This is a genomic window from Rossellomorea arthrocnemi (assembly GCF_904424705.1).
GTDB lineage: Bacteria > Bacillota > Bacilli > Bacillales > Bacillaceae_B > Rossellomorea > Rossellomorea arthrocnemi.
Genome location: NZ_CAJGBF010000039.1, coordinates 1 through 18,897 on the forward strand (window position 1 = coordinate 1; position 18,897 = coordinate 18,897).

General features: G+C 42.2%; 16 protein-coding genes and 1 tRNA gene. 12 read left to right on the forward strand and 5 right to left on the reverse strand.

Translation table 11 applies throughout. The features are described from left to right. Window positions 1-181: 181 nt before the first annotated feature. From BAA9072_RS23420 to nagA, 3 genes are all read right to left on the reverse strand, one after another. A tRNA-Ala gene (locus BAA9072_RS23420) sits at window positions 182-254 on the reverse strand. 263 nt (window positions 255-517) lie between these two features. Continuing rightward, window positions 518-1,267: a glucosamine-6-phosphate deaminase gene (nagB, locus tag BAA9072_RS23425; protein ID WP_201716971.1), complete on the reverse strand. Its 750-nt coding sequence runs from the start codon at window positions 1,265-1,267 to the stop codon at window positions 518-520. Further along, a complete protein-coding gene (nagA, locus tag BAA9072_RS23430) occupies window positions 1,254-2,462 on the reverse strand; it encodes an N-acetylglucosamine-6-phosphate deacetylase (protein WP_230980987.1) in 1,209 nt (402 codons plus the stop codon). Before nagA ends, nagB begins: the two co-directional genes overlap by 14 nt. A gap of 225 nt (window positions 2,463-2,687) precedes the next feature. On the opposite strand from nagA, the gene nagE reads away from it, so the two are divergent. Both nagE and BAA9072_RS23440 read left to right on the forward strand, forming a co-directional pair. After that, window positions 2,688-4,070, forward strand: coding sequence for an N-acetylglucosamine-specific PTS transporter subunit IIBC (nagE, locus tag BAA9072_RS23435; protein WP_201716972.1), 1,383 nt, complete (start codon window positions 2,688-2,690; stop codon window positions 4,068-4,070). Between the two features lie 138 nt (window positions 4,071-4,208). After that, window positions 4,209-4,934 (forward strand): GntR family transcriptional regulator, encoded by a 726-nt coding sequence (locus BAA9072_RS23440; protein WP_201716973.1) that lies wholly within the window; start codon window positions 4,209-4,211, stop codon window positions 4,932-4,934. Window positions 4,935-4,981: 47 nt separating this feature from the next. Here the strand turns inward: BAA9072_RS23440 and BAA9072_RS23445 are convergent, their stop codons facing one another. Further along, window positions 4,982-5,725, reverse strand: coding sequence for an SIS domain-containing protein (locus BAA9072_RS23445; protein WP_201716974.1), 744 nt, complete (start codon window positions 5,723-5,725; stop codon window positions 4,982-4,984). Window positions 5,726-6,092: 367 nt separating this feature from the next. Here BAA9072_RS23445 and BAA9072_RS23450 point away from each other — a divergent pair, with 367 nt between their 5' ends. The 8 genes from BAA9072_RS23450 (at window position 6,093) to BAA9072_RS23485 (ending at window position 16,058) form a co-directional block, all read left to right on the forward strand. Continuing rightward, a complete protein-coding gene (locus BAA9072_RS23450; protein WP_201716986.1) occupies window positions 6,093-6,914 on the forward strand; it encodes a Cof-type HAD-IIB family hydrolase in 822 nt (273 codons plus the stop codon). Between the two features lie 132 nt (window positions 6,915-7,046). Next, a complete protein-coding gene (locus tag BAA9072_RS23455) occupies window positions 7,047-7,922 on the forward strand; it encodes an ABC transporter permease subunit (protein ID WP_201716975.1) in 876 nt (291 codons plus the stop codon). A gap of 1 nt (window position 7,923) precedes the next feature. Further along, the gene (locus BAA9072_RS23460) at window positions 7,924-8,934 is read left to right on the forward strand and encodes an ABC transporter permease (RefSeq protein ID WP_201716976.1); all 1,011 of its coding nucleotides are present in this window, start codon (window positions 7,924-7,926) and stop codon (window positions 8,932-8,934) included. 420 nt (window positions 8,935-9,354) lie between these two features. Then, complete coding sequence (locus BAA9072_RS23465; RefSeq protein ID WP_201716977.1) at window positions 9,355-11,334, forward strand: LTA synthase family protein; 1,980 nt, start codon at window positions 9,355-9,357, stop codon at window positions 11,332-11,334. A gap of 339 nt (window positions 11,335-11,673) precedes the next feature. Beyond that, entirely contained in the window at window positions 11,674-12,426 is a 753-nt protein-coding gene (locus tag BAA9072_RS23470) for a DeoR/GlpR family DNA-binding transcription regulator (RefSeq protein ID WP_201716978.1), read from the forward strand. Beyond that, window positions 12,423-13,334, forward strand: a complete 912-nt coding sequence (pfkB, locus tag BAA9072_RS23475) for a 1-phosphofructokinase (protein ID WP_201716979.1) — start codon at window positions 12,423-12,425, stop codon at window positions 13,332-13,334. The genes BAA9072_RS23470 and pfkB overlap by 4 nt, the downstream gene beginning before the upstream one ends. Window positions 13,335-13,348: 14 nt before the next feature. After that, window positions 13,349-15,220 carry a PTS fructose transporter subunit IIABC gene (locus tag BAA9072_RS23480; RefSeq protein ID WP_201716980.1) on the forward strand — a complete coding sequence of 624 codons (1,872 nt, stop codon included), beginning with the start codon at window positions 13,349-13,351 and terminating at the stop codon, window positions 15,218-15,220. Between the two features lie 166 nt (window positions 15,221-15,386). After that, entirely contained in the window at window positions 15,387-16,058 is a 672-nt protein-coding gene (locus BAA9072_RS23485) for an MgtC/SapB family protein (RefSeq protein WP_408015264.1), read from the forward strand. Window positions 16,059-16,092: 34 nt separating this feature from the next. On the opposite strand, the gene BAA9072_RS23490 is transcribed toward BAA9072_RS23485, so the two are convergent. After that, entirely contained in the window at window positions 16,093-16,785 is a 693-nt protein-coding gene (locus BAA9072_RS23490) for an MgtC/SapB family protein (RefSeq protein ID WP_201716982.1), read from the reverse strand. A gap of 106 nt (window positions 16,786-16,891) precedes the next feature. Here BAA9072_RS23490 and BAA9072_RS23495 point away from each other — a divergent pair, with 106 nt between their 5' ends. Next, on the forward strand, window positions 16,892-17,812 hold the full coding sequence (locus BAA9072_RS23495; protein WP_201716983.1) for a DMT family transporter: 921 nt from the start codon (window positions 16,892-16,894) through the stop codon (window positions 17,810-17,812). Continuing rightward, window positions 17,802-18,302 carry a GNAT family N-acetyltransferase gene (locus BAA9072_RS23500; RefSeq protein ID WP_201716984.1) on the forward strand — a complete coding sequence of 167 codons (501 nt, stop codon included), beginning with the start codon at window positions 17,802-17,804 and terminating at the stop codon, window positions 18,300-18,302. Before BAA9072_RS23495 ends, BAA9072_RS23500 begins: the two co-directional genes overlap by 11 nt. The last annotated feature ends 595 nt before the right edge of the window (window positions 18,303-18,897 follow it).

An 18,897-nucleotide genomic window follows, 5' to 3' on the forward strand; every position in this document is an offset into this window, starting at 1 on the left:
GATTTATATCCAAGATGGCCATCCAGATACTCGGTGACAAGTTTTAGTTTAAATTCCTCACTATATTTAGCCATAAAAACACCCCCAAAAGTTAGTTGTCTACTCTAACTTTTGGGGGTCGATACCCATTCATTAAGAAAGGGGTGGTCTTTTTTAAAAAAAGCGAAACTACTTTGCGGTATGGAGCATAGCGGGATCGAACCGCTGACCTTTTGGCTGCCAGCCAAACGCTCTCCCAGCTGAGCTAATGCCCCGTGAATCGGTCAAGATTTATTATAAGAAAAGTTCATGCTATTCGTCAATGCTTTTTTGAAAATATTCTTTGGGTATATGAAAAAACATGTATTTTCATGTTCGTTCGGTCATAACAGATCCTTCGCTTATCGATAATGGGGAGTTTTCCATTAGTAGGTTTTGACTGTTTTCAGCACAAATAATTTTCACATGATAAAAAAAGCGGCGAACAATGAAGTGTTCGCCGCTTGGATTATTTACATCATTCCTCATTCTTACCCTTTCATCTATTCAACAGCTCAAGCCCTTTCACCATCGCTAACGCTTCTTCATCAGCAATCACGGTTACATTTGCATGGCGGTTCAAAATAGAAGCAGGAAAGTTCTCTGAGATATCTCCCTCCACTAACGTTTTCAACGCATTCTGTTTAGACTGACCTGAGGCGAGAAGGAGAATTTCTTTACTCTTCATGATCGATGCGATCCCCATTGTAATGGCGTGAGTCGGGACTTCATCGATGGAATCGAAGTAACGGGCATTAGCCTTAAGTGTCGATTGAGCAAGCTCGACAATATGAGTGTTGGAATCAAAAGAGGTACCTGGTTCATTGAACCCGATATGTCCGTTGCTTCCGATCCCCAGTACTTGGAGGTCGATTCCGCCATAGGAATCGATTTTTTTATCATATTCTTCGCATTCATGTTCAAGGTCCGGTGCTTTCCCTGAAGGAATGTTGGTGTTTTTTGATTCGATATCGATATGTTTGAATAAGTTCTCCTCCATATAGTGAGAGTAGCTGTTTGGATGAGTGCCGGACAGTCCGATGTATTCGTCCAGATTGAAGGAAGAAACATGCTGATAAGACGTTTTATTTTCATGGTGATCTAAGATCAATGCTTCATAGAGCCCTTTTGGTGTGCCGCCTGTGGCTAGTCCCAGAGTCAGGTCTTGGGATGTTTTCACTTTGGATAATAGGTAGTCAGCAGCGACTTGACTCATTTCCTGATAGTCTTTTACTTCAATTAGTTTCATGAGTATCATCCTTTCGAATATAAGCTATTTTCCCTTTACATATCGTTGTGTATACGTCTTTGTTTTCGTCTAATATGACGATGTCCGCATCTTTCAGGGGAGCAAGACTTCCTTTGCGATTAAAGACATTTAATTGTTTGGCCGGATTTTCTGCGGTCATTTTAATCGCACTTCTTATATCAGCTGTTGTGAATTCTTGAATGTTTGTAAAAGCATCTTTCATTTTCAGGACGCTTCCTGCCAGTGTGTCTGCATCTAATAAAGCCTTGCCATCCTTAACTGTCACCATCTGTCCGCCAAGATCATACCGACCATTCTTCAGGCATTTTGCTCTCATGGAATCAGTGATAAGGATTAAGCGCTCATCTGAGATCTGATTGTATGCCAACTGGATCACTTCTGGTCGAACGTGAATGCCATCTGATATCAATTCCACCATTAATTCCTTTCGTAAGAAGGAGGCACCGACAATGCCGGGCTCACGATGATGTAGACCAGACATTTGATTAAACAAGTGGGTCACATGGGATAAGCCGGCATCGATGGCTTCCCCGACTTCATCAAAGGTTGCACTGGAATGGCCGACTGAAGAGATTATCCCGTTCTCTTTTAAGTAACGGATCAAATCATGATCATCATCAAGCTCTGGAGCGAGAGTGACTAATTTTATTTGGTTTTGAGATAGGTCCTGCCAGTGTTTAAAGATGTCGACGCTCGGCTTTTGGATTCGATTGAGAGGTTGTGCCCCTGCTTTGTCCGGATTGATGAACGGTCCTTCTAAATGAAGGCCGAGAATTTCTGCCTGACCATCTCTTTGATGGTTTGCCATATAGTCTGCAGTTGTTTTCAATGCCTTTTCGATCGCCTCGGATCCTTCCGTCATGGTTGTAGCGAGAAAGCTCGTGGTACCTTCTGCCGGAAGAGTCCCTGCCATTGTATCAAGGGCTTCCCGGGTCGCATCCATTGTGTCGGATCCATTAACGCCATGAATATGAATATCTATCATCCCCGGGACCACACTATACCCATGGGGAAGAGAAATCACTTTATACTCTTCTGAATTGGTCAATTGGGAAATATCACCCATATCGGTGATTAATCCATTCTCTATTTTGATAAACCCTTTTTTATAAATGGAATCTTCTGCATAGATGCTGCCATTCAGGATAAGTAGTTTTTCTATATTTGAGGTCACTGAAATCACTCCTTGAGTTCTTTTCAATTCTACAATACCACCATAAAGTATAGATGTCTATACCAGTTGGAGGTAATAAATAAAATTAACAATTAAAACAGTTTTTGAACTTTAAGCTTAAGAATTCATGAAATTCCATTCATAAAATTGGTATAGACATCTATTCCTTTTTAATGTTATGATTTTGTCTAAGCGCTTTCAATTGAAACAAAAGGAGAGAAAAGTATGTTAGGTTTTTTACAAAGAATCGGTAAATCGCTCATGCTTCCAATCGCGGTTCTGCCTGCAGCAGCACTGTTGCTGCGCCTGGGTCAGGATGATCTATTGGGAATCGCGTTCATGTCTGAAGCAGGAGATGCCATATTTAAAAATTTAGCTTTAATCTTTGCCATTGGTGTGGCGATCGGTTTTTCGAAAGATGGTAATGGTACAGCCGGGTTAGCTGGTGCCATTGGTTATTTGGTATTAACGGGTGGTTTAAAAGCCCTTGATCCCGATTCCAATATGGCGATTTTCGGCGGTATCATATCCGGGGTTGTAGCAGGTTTATTATATAACCGTTTCAATGATATTAAACTTCCTGCATGGCTCGGATTTTTTGGAGGGAGACGTTTCGTTCCCATTGTGACAGCTGCTTCCATGGTTGTACTCGCAGGGGTATTTGGAATCATCTGGCCTCCGATCCAGAGTGGAATCAACTCCATTGGTGAATGGATTATAGGTGCCGGCGCTACTGGCGTCGGTGTATTCGGACTGTTGAACCGTCTCTTGATTCCAGTAGGTCTGCATCACGTGTTGAATACACTTGTATGGTTTGAATTCGGTACATTTAAAGATGCGGCAGGAGAAATCGTGAAAGGGGATATCCCACGTTTCTTCGCAAAAGACCCAACAGCCGGAACGTTCCAAACCGGATTCTTCCCGATCATGATGTTCGGTCTTCCGGCAGCATGTCTGGCCATGATTGTGACAGCCAAAAAACACTTGCGCGCAAATGTATCTGGTATGTTAATCGGATTAGCCCTTACCTCATTCTTAACGGGAATTACAGAGCCGATTGAATTCAGTTTCATGTTCTTATCACCTGTTCTTTACGGAATTCATGCGGTCTTAACGGCCAGTTCAATGGTCATCACCTACGTATTGGGCATTCATCATGGCTTTGGTTTCTCAGCAGGTGCCTTTGATTACATCTTGAATTTCAATATCGGTCAAAAACCATGGCTATTATTAGGGGTAGGAATTCTTTACGGAATCATCTATTTCCTCGTATTCACCTTCTTGATCAAGAGGTTTAATTTGAAGACTCCAGGTCGTGAAGATGATGAAGATGTGGTCGTAGCAGATGAGAATTCAGGCGGAAATGGTAAATACGAAATAATGGCAACTCATTTTCTGCAAGATTTAGGTGGAAAAGAAAACCTGGCCGTTATCGATAACTGTGCAACACGATTACGACTGCAAATCAATGATGTCACCCTAGTAGATGAAAAAGCGTTAAAAGCTCATGGGGCGAAAGGTGTGATGAAGGTGAATAATAAAAACCTTCAAGTCATTGTAGGCACGGATGTAGAGTTTGTCGCGGACGAGCTGAGAAAATTAAAATAAATGGACAGAACGGGTTTGTCGTAATGGACGAAAACCCGGTCTGTTCTTTTCTATAAGCATCGGATAATTGTCTGTTATAAACATGGTATATATAATAAAATAGAAGATAGATCCGTTATATCGAAAGGAGAACCGTTCGTGGTAAATAAAAATTCTCCTCTTCCTTTGTATTATCAGTTAGAAGAACACATTAAACATTTAATACAGTCTGAAGAGTTAAAACCTGGGGATGCCCTCCCATCTGAGAGGGAGCTTGCTGAATCTTTTAAAATCAGCAGAATGACTGTGAGACAGGCAATTACCAATCTTGTGAATAAAAATGTACTATATAGGGAAAAGGGGCGGGGGACATTCGTCTCTCATCGGAAAATTGAACAAAGCCTCCAGGGATTAACAAGCTTTAGCGAAGACATGAAGAGTCGTGGACTCGAGCCTGGGAATAAATTATTGCATTTCGAAATTTCTCCTGCGGGAGAGGATATACAGTCACTTCTTTTATTAGACAAAGAAGAGCTTGTGTATACAATGAAGCGAATTCGCCTTGCGAATGGTGAACCAATGGCACTAGAAACGAGTTATATCCCAGTCAAACTGCTTCCCGGATTGAATCAGGAAATACTGGAAAAATCACTGTATCATTACATTGAAAGTGAGATTAACCTTCACATCAGTCATGCCACGCAATCAGTGGAAGCGGCGATTGTAACAGAAGCAGATACGTTGCATCTGAAGGTAAAGAGCGGGGAGCCGGTGCTGCATATCCAACGGGATTCATTTCTCGAAGATGGTACCCCTTTTGAATTAGTGCGTTCCATTTATCGAGCAGATAAATATAAATTCAAAATCAACTTGGACAGACTGTAAAAGAAGAGCAGGGGCCCTATTTAAAATAGCGCACCTGCTCTTTTTCATTATAATCCCCTCGTTAACAAAGGAATCCGTTTGCGATATTTCTCAATCAATCCTTTATTGTGATCATCTGCACCGTCCACGTTTCCACTCTTGAAGATTGGCGGCTCAAATCCTTCTTCCACCATGTTTTCAATGGCACCAGCCATGACGCTATTGAGTATGGCTGCACCGATTACGGTGGAGCTTGGAGAAAAGGGGACGGACACTTGTTCATGCTTCAGTATGGCATCACCAACCACGGAATGATTATTGATGGCAAGGTCTGTTACTTGACTGAGGAAATGACCGTCTGGGTGTCGGGACGTTTCTTTTTCCGTATAATCAAAGGAACTGATAGACGCTACATAAGCCCCCTTTTCTTTGGCGTATAGAGCAACGTCGATGGGAACAGGGTTTTTACCGGAAGTGGAAAGAACGATCACCACATCATTGACCCTGAGTTCCTGTTCATCCATAAATTTTTCTGCATAACCGCTGGCTTTCTCCAACTGCGAGGAACGTACGGCACCTTCATGGAGCATGAGTGGCTCGATCAGAATCGGATTAATCGGAACAAGTCCTCCTGCTCTGTAAAATACCTCTTCAGAAAGGATGTGGGAGTGGCCGCACCCAAAGAGCTGAATGATCCCATCTTGTTGAATGCAGGAAGAAATCCTTTGAGCAAGCTCTGCCATTTTAGCCCCTTCATTCGTTTGAACAACATGTAACTTTTCATGGATTTTCTCAAAGTATGAAGAAATCATTATTTTTCCCGCTTTCGTTTTTTCTTTCAGCATATCATAATTGTGATGAAAATTTTCATCCCCCACACCTGCCGGACTAATGAAAACTTGTTATATGTAAAGTAGAACGTCATGGAATAGGGAGCGCAGGTTTGATTTTAGAAATTCTGAAAACAACCGGGATATTGTTTCGAGCCCGCATGGCTCAACTTGCAGCGATATCCGGTACCGGCCAACGGCAACAAAAGGAGCGATGACAGCTCTGCCTTCCTTGGAAAGAAAAAAAGAAATAGACTGTCGAGTTGACAGTTTTTTTCTTTTTTCAAACATACTGATAGATGTTATAGTAAGATAATATAAATTGGATTTCCTGAAAGGATTTTTCATGATGACTTATAAAATGATTGTACTGGATTTAGATGATACATTATTACGAGGTGACCAAACGATTTCCACGCGTACGAAAGATGCTTTGCTTCAGGCTCAGGAAGCCGGCGTGAAAGTGGTCCTCGCATCCGGCCGCCCCACGTTTGGAATGAGGTGGGTTGCAAAAGAACTGAAGCTGGACCAATACGGAAGCTATATACTTTCCTTCAACGGATCGAAAATCATCGATTGCAAGACAAACGAAGAGAAATACAGTCGAGCCCTCTCAGCTGAAATGGCTCATCGCTTATATGATGTAAGCAGGCGTGAAAATGTGGGTATTCTGACTTATGCAGAGGATGCCATTATAGTAGAAGAAACAAATAAATTTGCTTCCATTGAGAGTGAACTGACAGGATTGCCGGTGAAAGTCGTTCCGGACTTTAAGGAAGCCATCTCAAGACCAGTCGTTAAAGCTCTAATGTTGAAAGAAGCGGATCACTTAGTGAAAGTCGAGAAAAAACTTCAAACCGAGTTTGATGGTGAACTCAGTGTGATGCGATCAAAGCCGTTCTTTTTGGAATTCACCCAGCTTGGAGTCACAAAGGGTGCAAGCCTTGACTATTTGATCAAACCCTTGGGGATTAATCCAGAAGAAGTGATTGCCATCGGGGACAGTTATAACGATCTTACCATGATCGAATTCGCCGGCCTGGGTGTCGCCATGGGCAATGCCCCTGAAGATATTAAAGAAAAAGCTGATTACGTTGCCCCTTCCAATATGGAAGATGGCGTAGCGGAAGTCGTGGAAAAGTTTGTACTGAATAAATTATCCAGAGTTTGAGTATGAATAGACCGGAGTCCTTTTCGAGGACACCGGTCTATTTTTGTCCGATTGGAATAAAGGAAAAATATGTATAAAACTCCTCTTTCTATGATACTATTAAAAGAAACATTGAAACGGGAGGACAGACTATTGAAGGTTGTAGGAGGCGTATTACTTAAATTCCTATTGTCGGTGATAGGAATCATTTTTATAGGTGGACTGCCTGTCCTGCTCTCGGGTATCGGTCAGCGGGAATTGAGATTGCGGGCATATTGGCAATCCGTAAAGGAAATCATATATGCCCTGTTTAATGCAGGGGAATTGACATATATTGTAATCGGTGGTCAGAAGGAACGTGATTTATTTCCTTATTTATGGGAGCCGATCATATACTCCTTGATCATTTTATTTTCCGCTTTTCTTCTTGCTAGTTTCTTAAGCATCCTCCTCACGATTTTCACCATGTTGTTTTCGCAAAAAAAACGTAATCGAATCAAATTCATCTTATTTTTATTTGAATCTATACCAGATGTTCTGATTATCTTGCTTTCTCAACTTCTTGTCCTCTACCTGTATAAACAGACAGGTATTTTGTTTTTTGAGATTGCTTCCGTAGCAACAGAGAAGGCGTATCTTCTTCCTATTGTAGTGTTAGCAATTTTGCCGACGGTTCAGTTGTTCAGGGTTTCGATCCTTTCATTTGAAAGGGAAGAAGGAAAAGACTATGTGACACTGGCTCAATCAATCGGATTGGGGAAGCTTGTGATCCTGACATTCCATATACTCAGAAACGCCATTATCTCCGTGTTTTTTCAATCAAAGAAGACAGTATGGTTCATGCTGTCCAATTTATTCGTTCTGGAGCTTTTATTCAATATTGCCGGGATTACCCGTTTCCTGAAGTCGACGTTGCAGCCAAAAATGTTTACGATTGCCATTCTTTCCATTTTCATTCCTTTATTTGTCTTCTATACAGTGGGAGAAATGATTCTCTCTAAAAAAGCCAACAAGGGGGAGGAGATTTAATATGAGGAAAAGCGTGTGGGGAAACCCATACTTTCTTATTGGATTTATCTTTATCATCCTGATGCTAGTGTCTAGCTTCGTGTACTCGATGGTGTGGGGCATCGAAGTGCGAAGGCTTTATTTTATTTCAGTAGAAGGCGTTGTCGTGGAATCTTCCCCCATTTCCCCCAAGTGGCTTTTTCCATTCGGGACCGATGCCCTTGGGCTGGACATGCTCGGCAAAATCATCATCGGTGCAAAGTATACAATCCTGACGGCATTTATTATTGCCTTTCTGCGGGTATTTTTATCTATTCCGCTTGGTTTGATACTAGGGACCTTCCTTATGAGGTATAAGAAATTCATCAATGGCTGGATCGATTCCTTCCATTACCTCCCGTTGACGATTCTCGCTTATTTCCTTCTGGAACCGGTCCTTTGGGAGCCGTTCGAAGGATTCTCCACCTCCATCGTGGAGCGTTTCGTTATCGAGATTCTCTTATTGACGTTCCTTATCGTACCGATCTTATCTGCGCTCCTCGGAAATGAAGTGTCTTTATTGTACAAGCAGGAATTCATTTTGAGTGCGAAAACACTTGGTGCCGGGAAGTGGAGAATCATCTTTAAGCATATACTTCCCTCTATGAAAGAGAAGCTCGTGATTTTACTTGGTCAACAATTTACTCAAACACTCGTCATCTTCATTCATCTTGGATTACTCACCTTATTCTTAGGTGGGACAGACGTGGACTATCAATTGGTCAGCGACCCGCCGCGTTCGATTACGTATGAATGGTCCGGCCTGATAGGCGATTCCTTCCGTTACCTTCAAGGGGCTCCGTGGATTCCACTGACTCCTATCCTGTTTTTTTCAGCGACGATGTTATCGGTTTCGTTCATGATTGAAGGTTATGTACAGGCAACGAGTGGACAGTCATATTATAAAAGGAAATTCAAAGCGGTCTATCCTGCAGGGGAGAAAAAGAAGGGGAAGCACGTAGACAAGTCGGATTTTCAGAAGGTAAATATGTAAGTGATTGGAGCATAATAAGAGGAAGGTTTGAATCGAAATTGGTAAAAACTTCATTGAGTTTTTATGTTTTACGTAAAGAAATTCAGGGAATACGTTTACACTGAGAAAATAAATTAAGGGTTTTTTAGATATAGTTCGTATAATCAACGGCAAGAATGGGAATATATGGGGCGTTCACTTATTGTTCAATATTCCTTAACCCTTGCCAGGTAAGGCATTCGAGACCGAATTGCCAGCGTTTGTCGAATTCCCATGAAATATTTTTGTTACATTTACAACAAATTGTTATACACATGAAATTAATTTTTGTTATAATACTCGTTGTTGATTCAAATGAATTTACATTGGCTCAACATTTTCTTAATGAATTCACACGAATGAATACCTAACATAAATAAAAAAGTAAAAAGGTGATGAACTATGAACTTCTTTAAAAGACAGTTTGAAGACATGCGTACTGGGAAGTTATCGTTCTTCTTTACAGTCGTAGTATTATTTTGGATTAAAACGTATGCTGTATCTTTAGCTGAATTTAACCTGGGAATACAAAATGCGCTTCAGCATTTTCTTTTATTTCTAAACCCATTAAGCTCAGCTCTCTTATTCTTTGCTCTCGCATTATTCTGGAAAGGCAAAGGGCGGTATATTGCATTCATCGTCATTAACTTCTTAATGTCCTTTGTCCTGTATGCGAACGTCGTGTACTACCGTTTCTTTAATGACTTTATTACAGTACCGGTATTACTTCAGGCGAAGACGAATAACGGGCTCGGAGGCAGTGCTCTTGAACTGTTAAGTCCGATAGACATCCTGTATTTTTCAGACCTGTTCATTATCATTGGACTAATGGTCCTGAAGAAAGTGAAGCCACAGGAGAAATTACGTTTCCGTTCAGTATTTGCCGTCATGACATCTGCTGTCCTGGTGTTCTTACTGAACTTAGGCCTGGCTGAGATCGACCGACCTGAATTACTGACACGAAGCTTTGACCGTAATTACCTGGTTAAGTATCTGGGTACTCACAACTTTACAATTTACGATGTGATCCAGAACTCTAAAACATCTGCCAAGCGAGCCCTGGCAGACAGTAATGAGGTATCAGAGGTAGAGAACTTTGTAAAAGCAAACAAAGTAGATCCTAATCCGGAGTACTTTGGTAAAGCGAAAGGGAAAAACGTCATCTATGTTTCGATGGAATCCCTTCAAAACTTTGTCATTGGTAAAGAGATCAACGGTCAAGAGGTAACACCATTCCTGAACTCATTAGTGGAAAAAGAAGATGCGATCTATTTCGATAACTTCTTCCATCAGACAGGGCAAGGAAAGACTTCCGATGCCGAATTCATTATGGAAAATGGATTGTTCGGTTTGCCGCAGGGTGCCGTTTTCATGACTAATGCCAACAACACATTGCAATCAGCACCTGGAATCCTGAAAGGCGAAGGCTATACTTCAGCGGCATTCCACGGGAACTATAAAACATTCTGGAACCGTTCTGAAATGTATCGTACGATGGGGTATGACGAGTTCTACGATGCAACGTATTATGATATGAGTAAACCGGAAGAGCAGCTGCCTTATGGATTAAAAGATAAGCCATTCTTTGAAGAATCCATGCCGATGCTTGAAAAATTACCACAGCCATTCTATACGAAATTTATTTCGTTATCGAACCACTTCCCATTCGATCGTCATGAGGAAGATACTGAGTTTGAACCTGGTCAATTTGGCGATGGTGTAGTGAACCGTTATTTCCAAACGGCAAACTATATGGATTCTGCTCTGGAACAATTCTTTAATGATTTAAAAGAAAGTGGCCTATATGATGATACCGTCATTGTTCTTTACGGTGACCATTATGGTATTTCTGAAAACCACAACAAAGCAATGGAACAAGTCACAGGCGAAGAAATCACAGATTACAAAAATGCTCAGCTTCAACGTGTTCCTTTATTCATCGTTGCTCCTGGAGTTGAAGGTGAAGTCAACCACACATATGGTGGTCAGGTAGACGTACGTGAAACCCTATTCAACCTTCTAGGTGTGGATAACAAAGACTACATCAGCTTCGGTCAGGACTTACTGTCCAAAGATCGTAAACAGATTGTTCCTTTCCGTAATGGAGACGTCATTACTCCTGAGTACTCTGAGATCAAAGGAGTATGTTACGATAACGAAACGGGTCAACCTGTTGAAGAAGGAAGCAATGCGTGTGAAGATGCGACGAAAGAAGCTACGAAGCGTCTGGAACTATCAGACAAGGTAGTATATGAAGATTTACTTCGTTTCTACAAGCCAGAAGGCTATAAACAGATCGATCGTTCAGATTATCAATATATAAACCCGAATCCAAAAAGTGCAGAAAATCCTGAAGCATCTCAGGAAGAATCTCACGAGTAATTCGGGAACGTAAGCCAGCCCTTTCACCATTATGGTGGGGGCTGGCTTTTTTTGTTGCGGGTCGATTTAGGGTGGAATGATAATGATTTAGCAGCTGAAAAATAGCAGGATTTTAACAGGGAAATATATGAACAATTTCAACAGTCAAAAAAACTTCTTTATTTGCCTGTTGAAAATCTTCAGGATTTTAACTGGCAAACCAGTGGCTCATATGTCACGTATGATCACTTATGACTGATCATTGATTAAAAATGATTGTTTTTGATTAAAAATGATTGATTTTTGTAAACGTTCTCATTATAATGAGGATAACAACAATCGGAGAAAGCGGGAGATACAATGTTGACCGAGGAACGACATCGAATCATCTTAGACTTATTAAAGGAGAAGGATGCCATTAAAATCCAGGATATAGTGGATGCCACAAATGCCTCCGAGTCAACGATTCGCCGGGACTTAACGCAGCTTGAGCAGGAAAAGTTCCTAAAACGTGTGCATGGCGGTGCATCAAAGCTTCAAGGGAAGCTGAAAGAATTGACTGTTTCTGAAAAATCATCCAAAAGCCTTCATGAGAAACAGTCTATTGGTCAATATGCAGCCACTCTGGTAGAAGAGGGAGATTGCATCTACTTGGATGCCGGAACGACGACCTTGAGTCTCATCGATCATCTTCCTGAAAAAGACATAGTTGTCGTTACGAATGGATTGACCCATGTGGAAGCCCTGCTTCAAAAAGGCTTTAAAACCTATATGATCGGGGGCTGTGTCAAGCCGGTTACGAGGGCGATGGTAGGCAGTGGAGCCCTGGAATCCATCCGTCAATACCGGTTCGATAAAGCTTTTATGGGGGCGAACGGAGTCCATGCACAATATGGATTCACGACACCGGATCCAGAAGAGGCTCAAGTGAAGCGTATCGCCATCGAGTTATCGAGGGAAGCCATGTTTCTCACGGATGACTCGAAGTTTGGGGAGATTGCGTTCAGTAAAATTGTCGATTTGGATAAGGCGACGATCATAACAAACGCATTGGATAAAGAGCATGACACGGCATTGATGAAACAAACTACGATAAAGGTTGTGACACCATGATCTATACACTAACGCTGAACCCTTCGGTGGATTACATTATGGAGCTGGCTTCCTTTCAAAAAGGCGGTCTAAACCGGAGCAGGGAAGAAAGTGCTTTTCCAGGGGGGAAGGGAATCAATGTCTCCCGAGTCCTACACGTATTGAACGTGGATAGTGTGGCTCTCGGATTTGCAGGTGGATTTACCGGAGAGTATATTAAACAATTTTTAAACAAGGAAGCCATCCAAACCAATTTTGTGGAAGTGGATGAAGCATCCCGTATTAACGTAAAGGTTAAAGCGGAGGATGAGACGGAAATAAACGGCAGCGGTCCTTCCATACATGAAGAGCATATCGGGCGGCTGCTCGACCAAATAACATCCTTAACGGCAGATGACATGATTGTCCTTGCAGGAAGCATACCTGGGTCGGTGCGAAAAACATTTTATCAGGAAATCGCTGCACAATGTCAAAAGCAGGGGACGAAAGTGATCATCGATGCAGAAAAAAACTTGATCCAACCGGTTCTGGCCTTAAAGCCATTCCTCATCAAGCCGAATCATCATGAGCTTGGGGAGATGTTTGACAGAGAGATTGATACCGTGGAAGAGGCGGTTCATTACGGGAAGAAACTCAAGGATTACGGAGTCGAAAACGTCATGGTTTCCATGGCTGAAAAAGGTGCACTCTTACTGACGGGAGAAAAGGTGCTGTATTCCTCTGTTCCTGATGGGGAATTGAAAAGCTCGGTCGGGGCAGGGGATTCAACAGTTGCCGGATTCCTTGCAGGTCTCTCCAGGGGATGGAGTGTTGAGAAGTCTTTCCGTTTGGGAACGTCAGCCGGTTCAGCGACAGCTTATTCCATCGGGCTTTGTTCATCAGAAAAAGTGGAAAGCTTATTTGAAGAAATTCAGATTATGAAAATATAAAGGGGGAATCAAAAATGAAAATCACTGAATTACTGACAAAAGACACGATTCAGCTTAATCTGTCTTCTCAATCAAAAAACGGAGTCATTGACGAGCTGGTATCCGTGCTGGATAAAAGCGGTAAACTGCATGATCCTGAAGAATTTAAAAAGGCGATTCTTAATCGCGAAGCTCAGAGTACGACTGGGATTGGGGAAGGGATTGCCATTCCTCATGCGAAAACGTCTGCTGTTCAAGAACCTGCGATTGCCTTCGGGAAATCAGCTGAGGGTGTTGACTATGACTCTCTTGATGGGGATCCTGCTCATCTATTTTTCATGATCGCTGCGACGGAAGGGGCGAATCAAACCCATTTAGAAGCATTGAGTCGCCTTTCTTCCATGTTGATGGATATGGATGTACGAAAGTCCCTGTTGAATGCGGCCTCAAAAGAAGAAATTTTACAGATTATTAATCTTCATGATGGAGAGGAAGTAGAAGAGGCTCCTGTTGAAACGGCTGTTTCTGATAATATGATTCTGGCTGTAACTGCTTGCCCTACGGGAATTGCTCATACGTATATGGCAGCAGATGCTCTAAAGGCAAAAGCGAAAGCGATGGAGTTGAACCTGAAAGTAGAGACAAATGGTTCAGGTGGAGCGAAGAACGTCCTGACTCAGGAGGAAATCGAAAACGCTGCAGCGATTATTGTCGCAGCGGATACCAAAGTGGAAATGAACCGCTTCAAAGGAAAGCCTGTCATAGAGGTTCCCGTGGCAGAAGCGATCAGACGTCCTGAAGAACTATTGAATCAAGCAATGAAACAGGATGCCCCGTTATATAAGGGAGGAGAGCAAGAGAAAGAATCCAATGGTGGTACTGAGAAAAAGCAAAAGACAGGATTCTATAAACACCTTATGAATGGTGTTTCGAACATGCTTCCGTTTGTGGTAGGGGGAGGGATCCTGATAGCGATCTCATTCTTGTTCGGCATTCAGTCAGCGAACCCTGATTCTGCAGAGTACAATGAGTTTGCGGCGATTTTGAATACAATCGGTGGAGGGAATGCCTTTTACCTGATGGTTCCTGTCCTTGCAGGGTTCATCGCCATGAGTATAGCGGACAGACCTGGATTTGCCCCGGGTATGGTAGGCGGTTTGATTGCAGCAACAGGTCAGAGCGGATTTTTAGGCGGAATCATCGCCGGTTTCTTAGCAGGTTATGTGGTACTTGGAATCAAGCGCTTAACAAATAATTTCCCTCCTTCACTGGAAGGTATCAAACCGGTATTGATTTATCCTTTACTTGGTATTTTCATTACCGGGGTGATTATGCTTCAATTCCTTGTCGAGCCTTTAAGTGCTGTCAATACGGGCATACAGAATTGGCTGGACGGTCTGGGAACTGGAAACCTGATCCTGCTAGGATTAATCCTGGGTGGCATGATGGCCATCGATATGGGTGGTCCGATCAATAAAGCGGCCTTTACATTTGGGATTGCGATGATCGAAGGAGGGAACCTTGCTCCCCATGCGGCCATTATGGCAGGAGGGATGGTTCCTCCGTTAGGATTGGCCATGGCCACCACATTATTCAAGAAGAAATTCAATGATAATGAGCGGAAAGCAGGTATTGCGGCATACTTTATGGGAGCTTCCTTTATTACCGAAGGAGCGATCCCCTTTGCCGCAGCGGATCCATTCCGGGTAATTCCTTCAATTGTGACGGGATCTGCTATTGCCGGGGCTTTAACCATGTTCTTTGGGATCGGGTTACCCGCACCACATGGGGGGGTATTCGTCTTCCCGGTAGTGGAAGGGAATCCATTCTTATATCTTCTGGCTGTATTGATCGGATCCGTCATTACAGCTTTGATGGTCGGTTTTTTGAAAAAACCGATTAAATAATCCCGTAGAGAACCAGGAAAACGACGTTTTCCTGGTTCTTTTGCGTTTTAATTCGTTCATGAAAGGTTAATAGTATAGGGGAAGAGGGAACGAAAGGAAGAAGTCCATGGGGTTCATTGAATTACTATTCTTTCCGGAAGAATTCAAAACGGCTCTTATCCGGATAATGTTGATCGTCCTGTTGAGCGGATTGATCGGAATTGAAAGGGAGTTTAAAAATCACCCTGCCGGCCTCAGGACCCATATTCTGGTAGGTGTCGGCTCCTGCTTAATGATGCTTGTGTCCCTTTATGGATTTGAGCCGTTTCTCGAGGAACACCCCCGATTAGTGGGGTTTGATCCAAGCAGGGTCCCGTCTTACGTCATTTCTGGGATCGGATTTCTCGGTGCGGGCACCATTATGGTTCATGGAGGTGTGACAGTCAGAGGGCTGACAACAGCTGCAAGTATTTGGGTTGTAGCGGGGCTGGGGCTCGTTGTAGGGATCGGTATGTATTACTTAGCCATCTTTACGACACTCATCATCGTCATAACGTTGTTTTTCCTGAATAATTTTGAACGGTTCTATAAGGAGAAAGTGAAGCACAAAAAGCTCCTTCTCCTAAGTTTAGTTATTCAAAAAGGGAAGGGGAATATCACTTCCATCAATGATACACTTATGGACCATGGGATTGAAATCACCCAGTATCAAATAGAAGAGGGGGATGATATGCAAAGTGTTGAAACCCTTGATTACTCGCTTCTTATTTTAACTCCGAGTTCTCTTCAGTTTAATGAGGTACTTGAAGTTGTCCAGCATCTGGAATGTGTGAAAAAAATCCAGCTTCATAAAAAGTAAAACGAGGGTGGGATGCATCCTCGTTTTTTTGCTATTATAAGCTTTCAATTTCGACATCTTTAATTCCTTGGATCTCGGAAATTATGTAGTAGATGTCTACCGTCTTTTTCCTAAAGTCAACGATGATTTTTAATTCTAACAGATGGTGGTGATTCTTTAAGTCTTTAATCCGGATATTTTCGATGGCGATTTCTTCGGCTTTGATCTTCTCAATAATTGATTTGATATTCTGCTTTTCGGATATGGTAGCGCGAAGAGACAATTCTTTTTCCCTCAGCCGTTTCGGACCTAAATAGGTAATGATGATCGGTACTACTTCAACAGAGACGATCAGGAAGATGACTCCGGCTGTTGCTTCAAAATAGAACCCTGCGCCAACTGCAATTCCGATCCCAGCTGCCCCCCAAATCATCGCAGCGGTGGTCAACCCTGAAATACTGTCATTCCCCCTGCGCAGGATGACACCCGCTCCCAGGAAGCCGATTCCGGAAACAATTTGAGCTGCTAATCGAAGTGGGTCCATGGTGATATTTATTTCGTCCGACCCCTTAGAGAGATAAGCGGATTCGATGGATACGATCGTTAGCAAACAACTTACAATGCAGATGACTAGAGACGTCTTCAGGCCAACAGGTTTTCTCTTCAATTCCCTCTCGAGTCCGATGATTAATCCTAGAACGGCTGAAACACCAAGTTTTATCAAAAATGTCGTATCTAATAGTTCCATCCATCCCCCTCCGATTCTTCAAATCTTCTATAAAAATTTCATGTAGTAATTCGACTCGACTGGTTATAAAATAAGAGCAATGAATACACATATCAGGAGGTCTATCATGTCGGATACGAAAGTTAATCCATATCTCTTACTTGCCATTGGAGTCATATCCGTTTCCACATCAGCCATCTTAGTGAAGGTATCAAGTGCGCCTGCAGGCATTTTGGCATTTTATCGGTTGTTTTTTACCGTTTTGTTAATGACCCCGGTATTTTTCTTAAAATATGTGAAGGAATTGAAACTTATTACTCTAAGAGATTGGATGTTTTCGATTTTAGCGGGGGTATTCCTGGCATTCCATTTCATCCTTTGGTTTGAATCCTTACACTACACTTCAGTGGCAAGCTCCACGGTCCTCGTCACGCTTCAGCCATTATTCGCCTTTATCGGTGCATATCTTTTCTTTCAGGAAAAGTTAACGGCAAAGGCTCTACTATCTGCTGTCTTAGCCGTTGCCGGAAGTTTCATCATCAGCTGGGGGGACTTTCGAATAAGTGGAACCGCGCTTTGGGGAGATATTTTGGCTTTGGCAGCATGCGCCCTTGTCACTGGATATCTATTATTCGGACAGACAATCAGAAAACGACTGTCCCTTATTACGTATACGTACCTCGTTTACGCCATAAGTTCTGTTGTCCTATTAATATATTCCCTTGTCCGGTCGGAGAGTCTGGGCCCTTATCCGAAAGAGGATTGGATTTACTTCCTCCTTCTTGCCATCATCCCTACCCTTTTAGGACATTCATTATTCAATTGGTCCTTAAAGTGGCTAAGCACCTCGACCATTTCAATGGCCATCCTTTTTGAACCGATCGGTGCCTCTGTGCTTGCCTATTGGCTGTTAGCGGAAAAAGTACTGATCACTCAAGTGCTGGGAGGTATAGTCATTATGTTCGGTGTCACCCTCTTCTTAATAGAAGAAAGGAAACTAAAGAAGATTACCCAAAAAGTCAGCGAGGTGAAGACAAATGCACTATAGAAAAGCAGAAATAAAGGATGCAGGAAGTTTGGCATACGTCCACGTGAATAGTTGGAGTACGACCTACCAGGGGATCGTTTCAGAAGAATATCTTCAGTCTTTATCCGTAAAAGAAAGAGAAGAAAGGTGGGTCCGGATTCTTTCTGATTCTCACCATACGTATGCATCTGAAACGGAAGACGGGGAAATCGTCGGCTTTGTGTCATTTGGGAAAGATCGTTCTGGTGAATATGAAGGAGAGTTGTATGCGATTTATCTATTGAAAGATTACCAAGGGAAAGGTATTGGAAAGGAACTATTTGAGATTGCTATTCGTGAGCTGAAAAACATGGGTTTCAATACCATGTGGATATGGGTGCTAAAAGAGAACCCGTCGAAGTATTTTTACTACAAATATAAGCCTGCATTAATGAAGGAAGAGATATTGACAATAGGAAATGAACAGCACCTTGAAGAAGGATTACTGCTGAACCTCAATAAACAAGAGTAAGGAGCGGGGACTCCTTACTCTTGTTAGATCAGGGTACTTAAGAAAATACATATGTAAACCCGGAAAATACAAACGCCATGACTACGGAAAAAATAAAAGTCATTCCTCTTACTGGAGTTTTGCTTTCACAAATCTGAAGGGCCTGTACATAGGAATACGCAAATAGATACACAGCCATAATGAAAGATAGAAATAATGCAATGTTTGTAAGCATGACAGATCAATCTCCTTTCAGGAATGCGTAGTAATCATGTATATGGAGAATAAACGATTATCAGAACAAATCTCCGGTTTATTATTTTATGAAAGTTTTCCTTAAAAATATATTGCAATAGCATTAACAGCATGTTATATTTATAAACGTCGCTGATGCAGCAAACAACATTTTGAAAATAAAAATGAAAAATTGTTGACGCGAGATTACAATGCATGTTATATTAATAAAGTCGCTTCTAAGACAAGTTGTAAACATTGAACCTTGAAAACTGAACAAAACAAGACAATACGTCAACGTTAATTCTAGATTTATTTTTAAAGAGCTATTCAAACTTTTATCGGAGAGTTTGATCCTGGCTCAGGACGAACGCTGGCGGCG

Bases quoted from the DNA above. Each gene is read 5' to 3' on its own strand.
- nagB (WP_201716971.1), bottom strand. From the start codon at position 1,267: ATGAAACTAATTGAAGTAAAAGACTATCAGGAAATGAGTCAAGTCGCT.
- nagE (WP_201716972.1), top strand. From the start codon at position 2,688: ATGTTAGGTTTTTTACAAAGAATCGGTAAATCGCTCATGCTTCCAATC.
- BAA9072_RS23445 (WP_201716974.1), bottom strand. From the start codon at position 5,725: ATGATTTCTTCATACTTTGAGAAAATCCATGAAAAGTTACATGTTGTT.
- BAA9072_RS23450 (WP_201716986.1), top strand. From the start codon at position 6,093: ATGACTTATAAAATGATTGTACTGGATTTAGATGATACATTATTACGA.
- BAA9072_RS23460 (WP_201716976.1), top strand. From the start codon at position 7,924: ATGAGGAAAAGCGTGTGGGGAAACCCATACTTTCTTATTGGATTTATC.
- BAA9072_RS23465 (WP_201716977.1), top strand. From the start codon at position 9,355: ATGAACTTCTTTAAAAGACAGTTTGAAGACATGCGTACTGGGAAGTTA.
- BAA9072_RS23470 (WP_201716978.1), top strand. From the start codon at position 11,674: ATGTTGACCGAGGAACGACATCGAATCATCTTAGACTTATTAAAGGAG.
- pfkB (WP_201716979.1), top strand. From the start codon at position 12,423: ATGATCTATACACTAACGCTGAACCCTTCGGTGGATTACATTATGGAG.
- BAA9072_RS23480 (WP_201716980.1), top strand. From the start codon at position 13,349: ATGAAAATCACTGAATTACTGACAAAAGACACGATTCAGCTTAATCTG.
- BAA9072_RS23485 (WP_408015264.1), top strand. From the start codon at position 15,387: ATGTTGATCGTCCTGTTGAGCGGATTGATCGGAATTGAAAGGGAGTTT.
- BAA9072_RS23490 (WP_201716982.1), bottom strand. From the start codon at position 16,785: ATGGAACTATTAGATACGACATTTTTGATAAAACTTGGTGTTTCAGCC.
- BAA9072_RS23495 (WP_201716983.1), top strand. From the start codon at position 16,892: ATGTCGGATACGAAAGTTAATCCATATCTCTTACTTGCCATTGGAGTC.
- BAA9072_RS23500 (WP_201716984.1), top strand. From the start codon at position 17,802: ATGCACTATAGAAAAGCAGAAATAAAGGATGCAGGAAGTTTGGCATAC.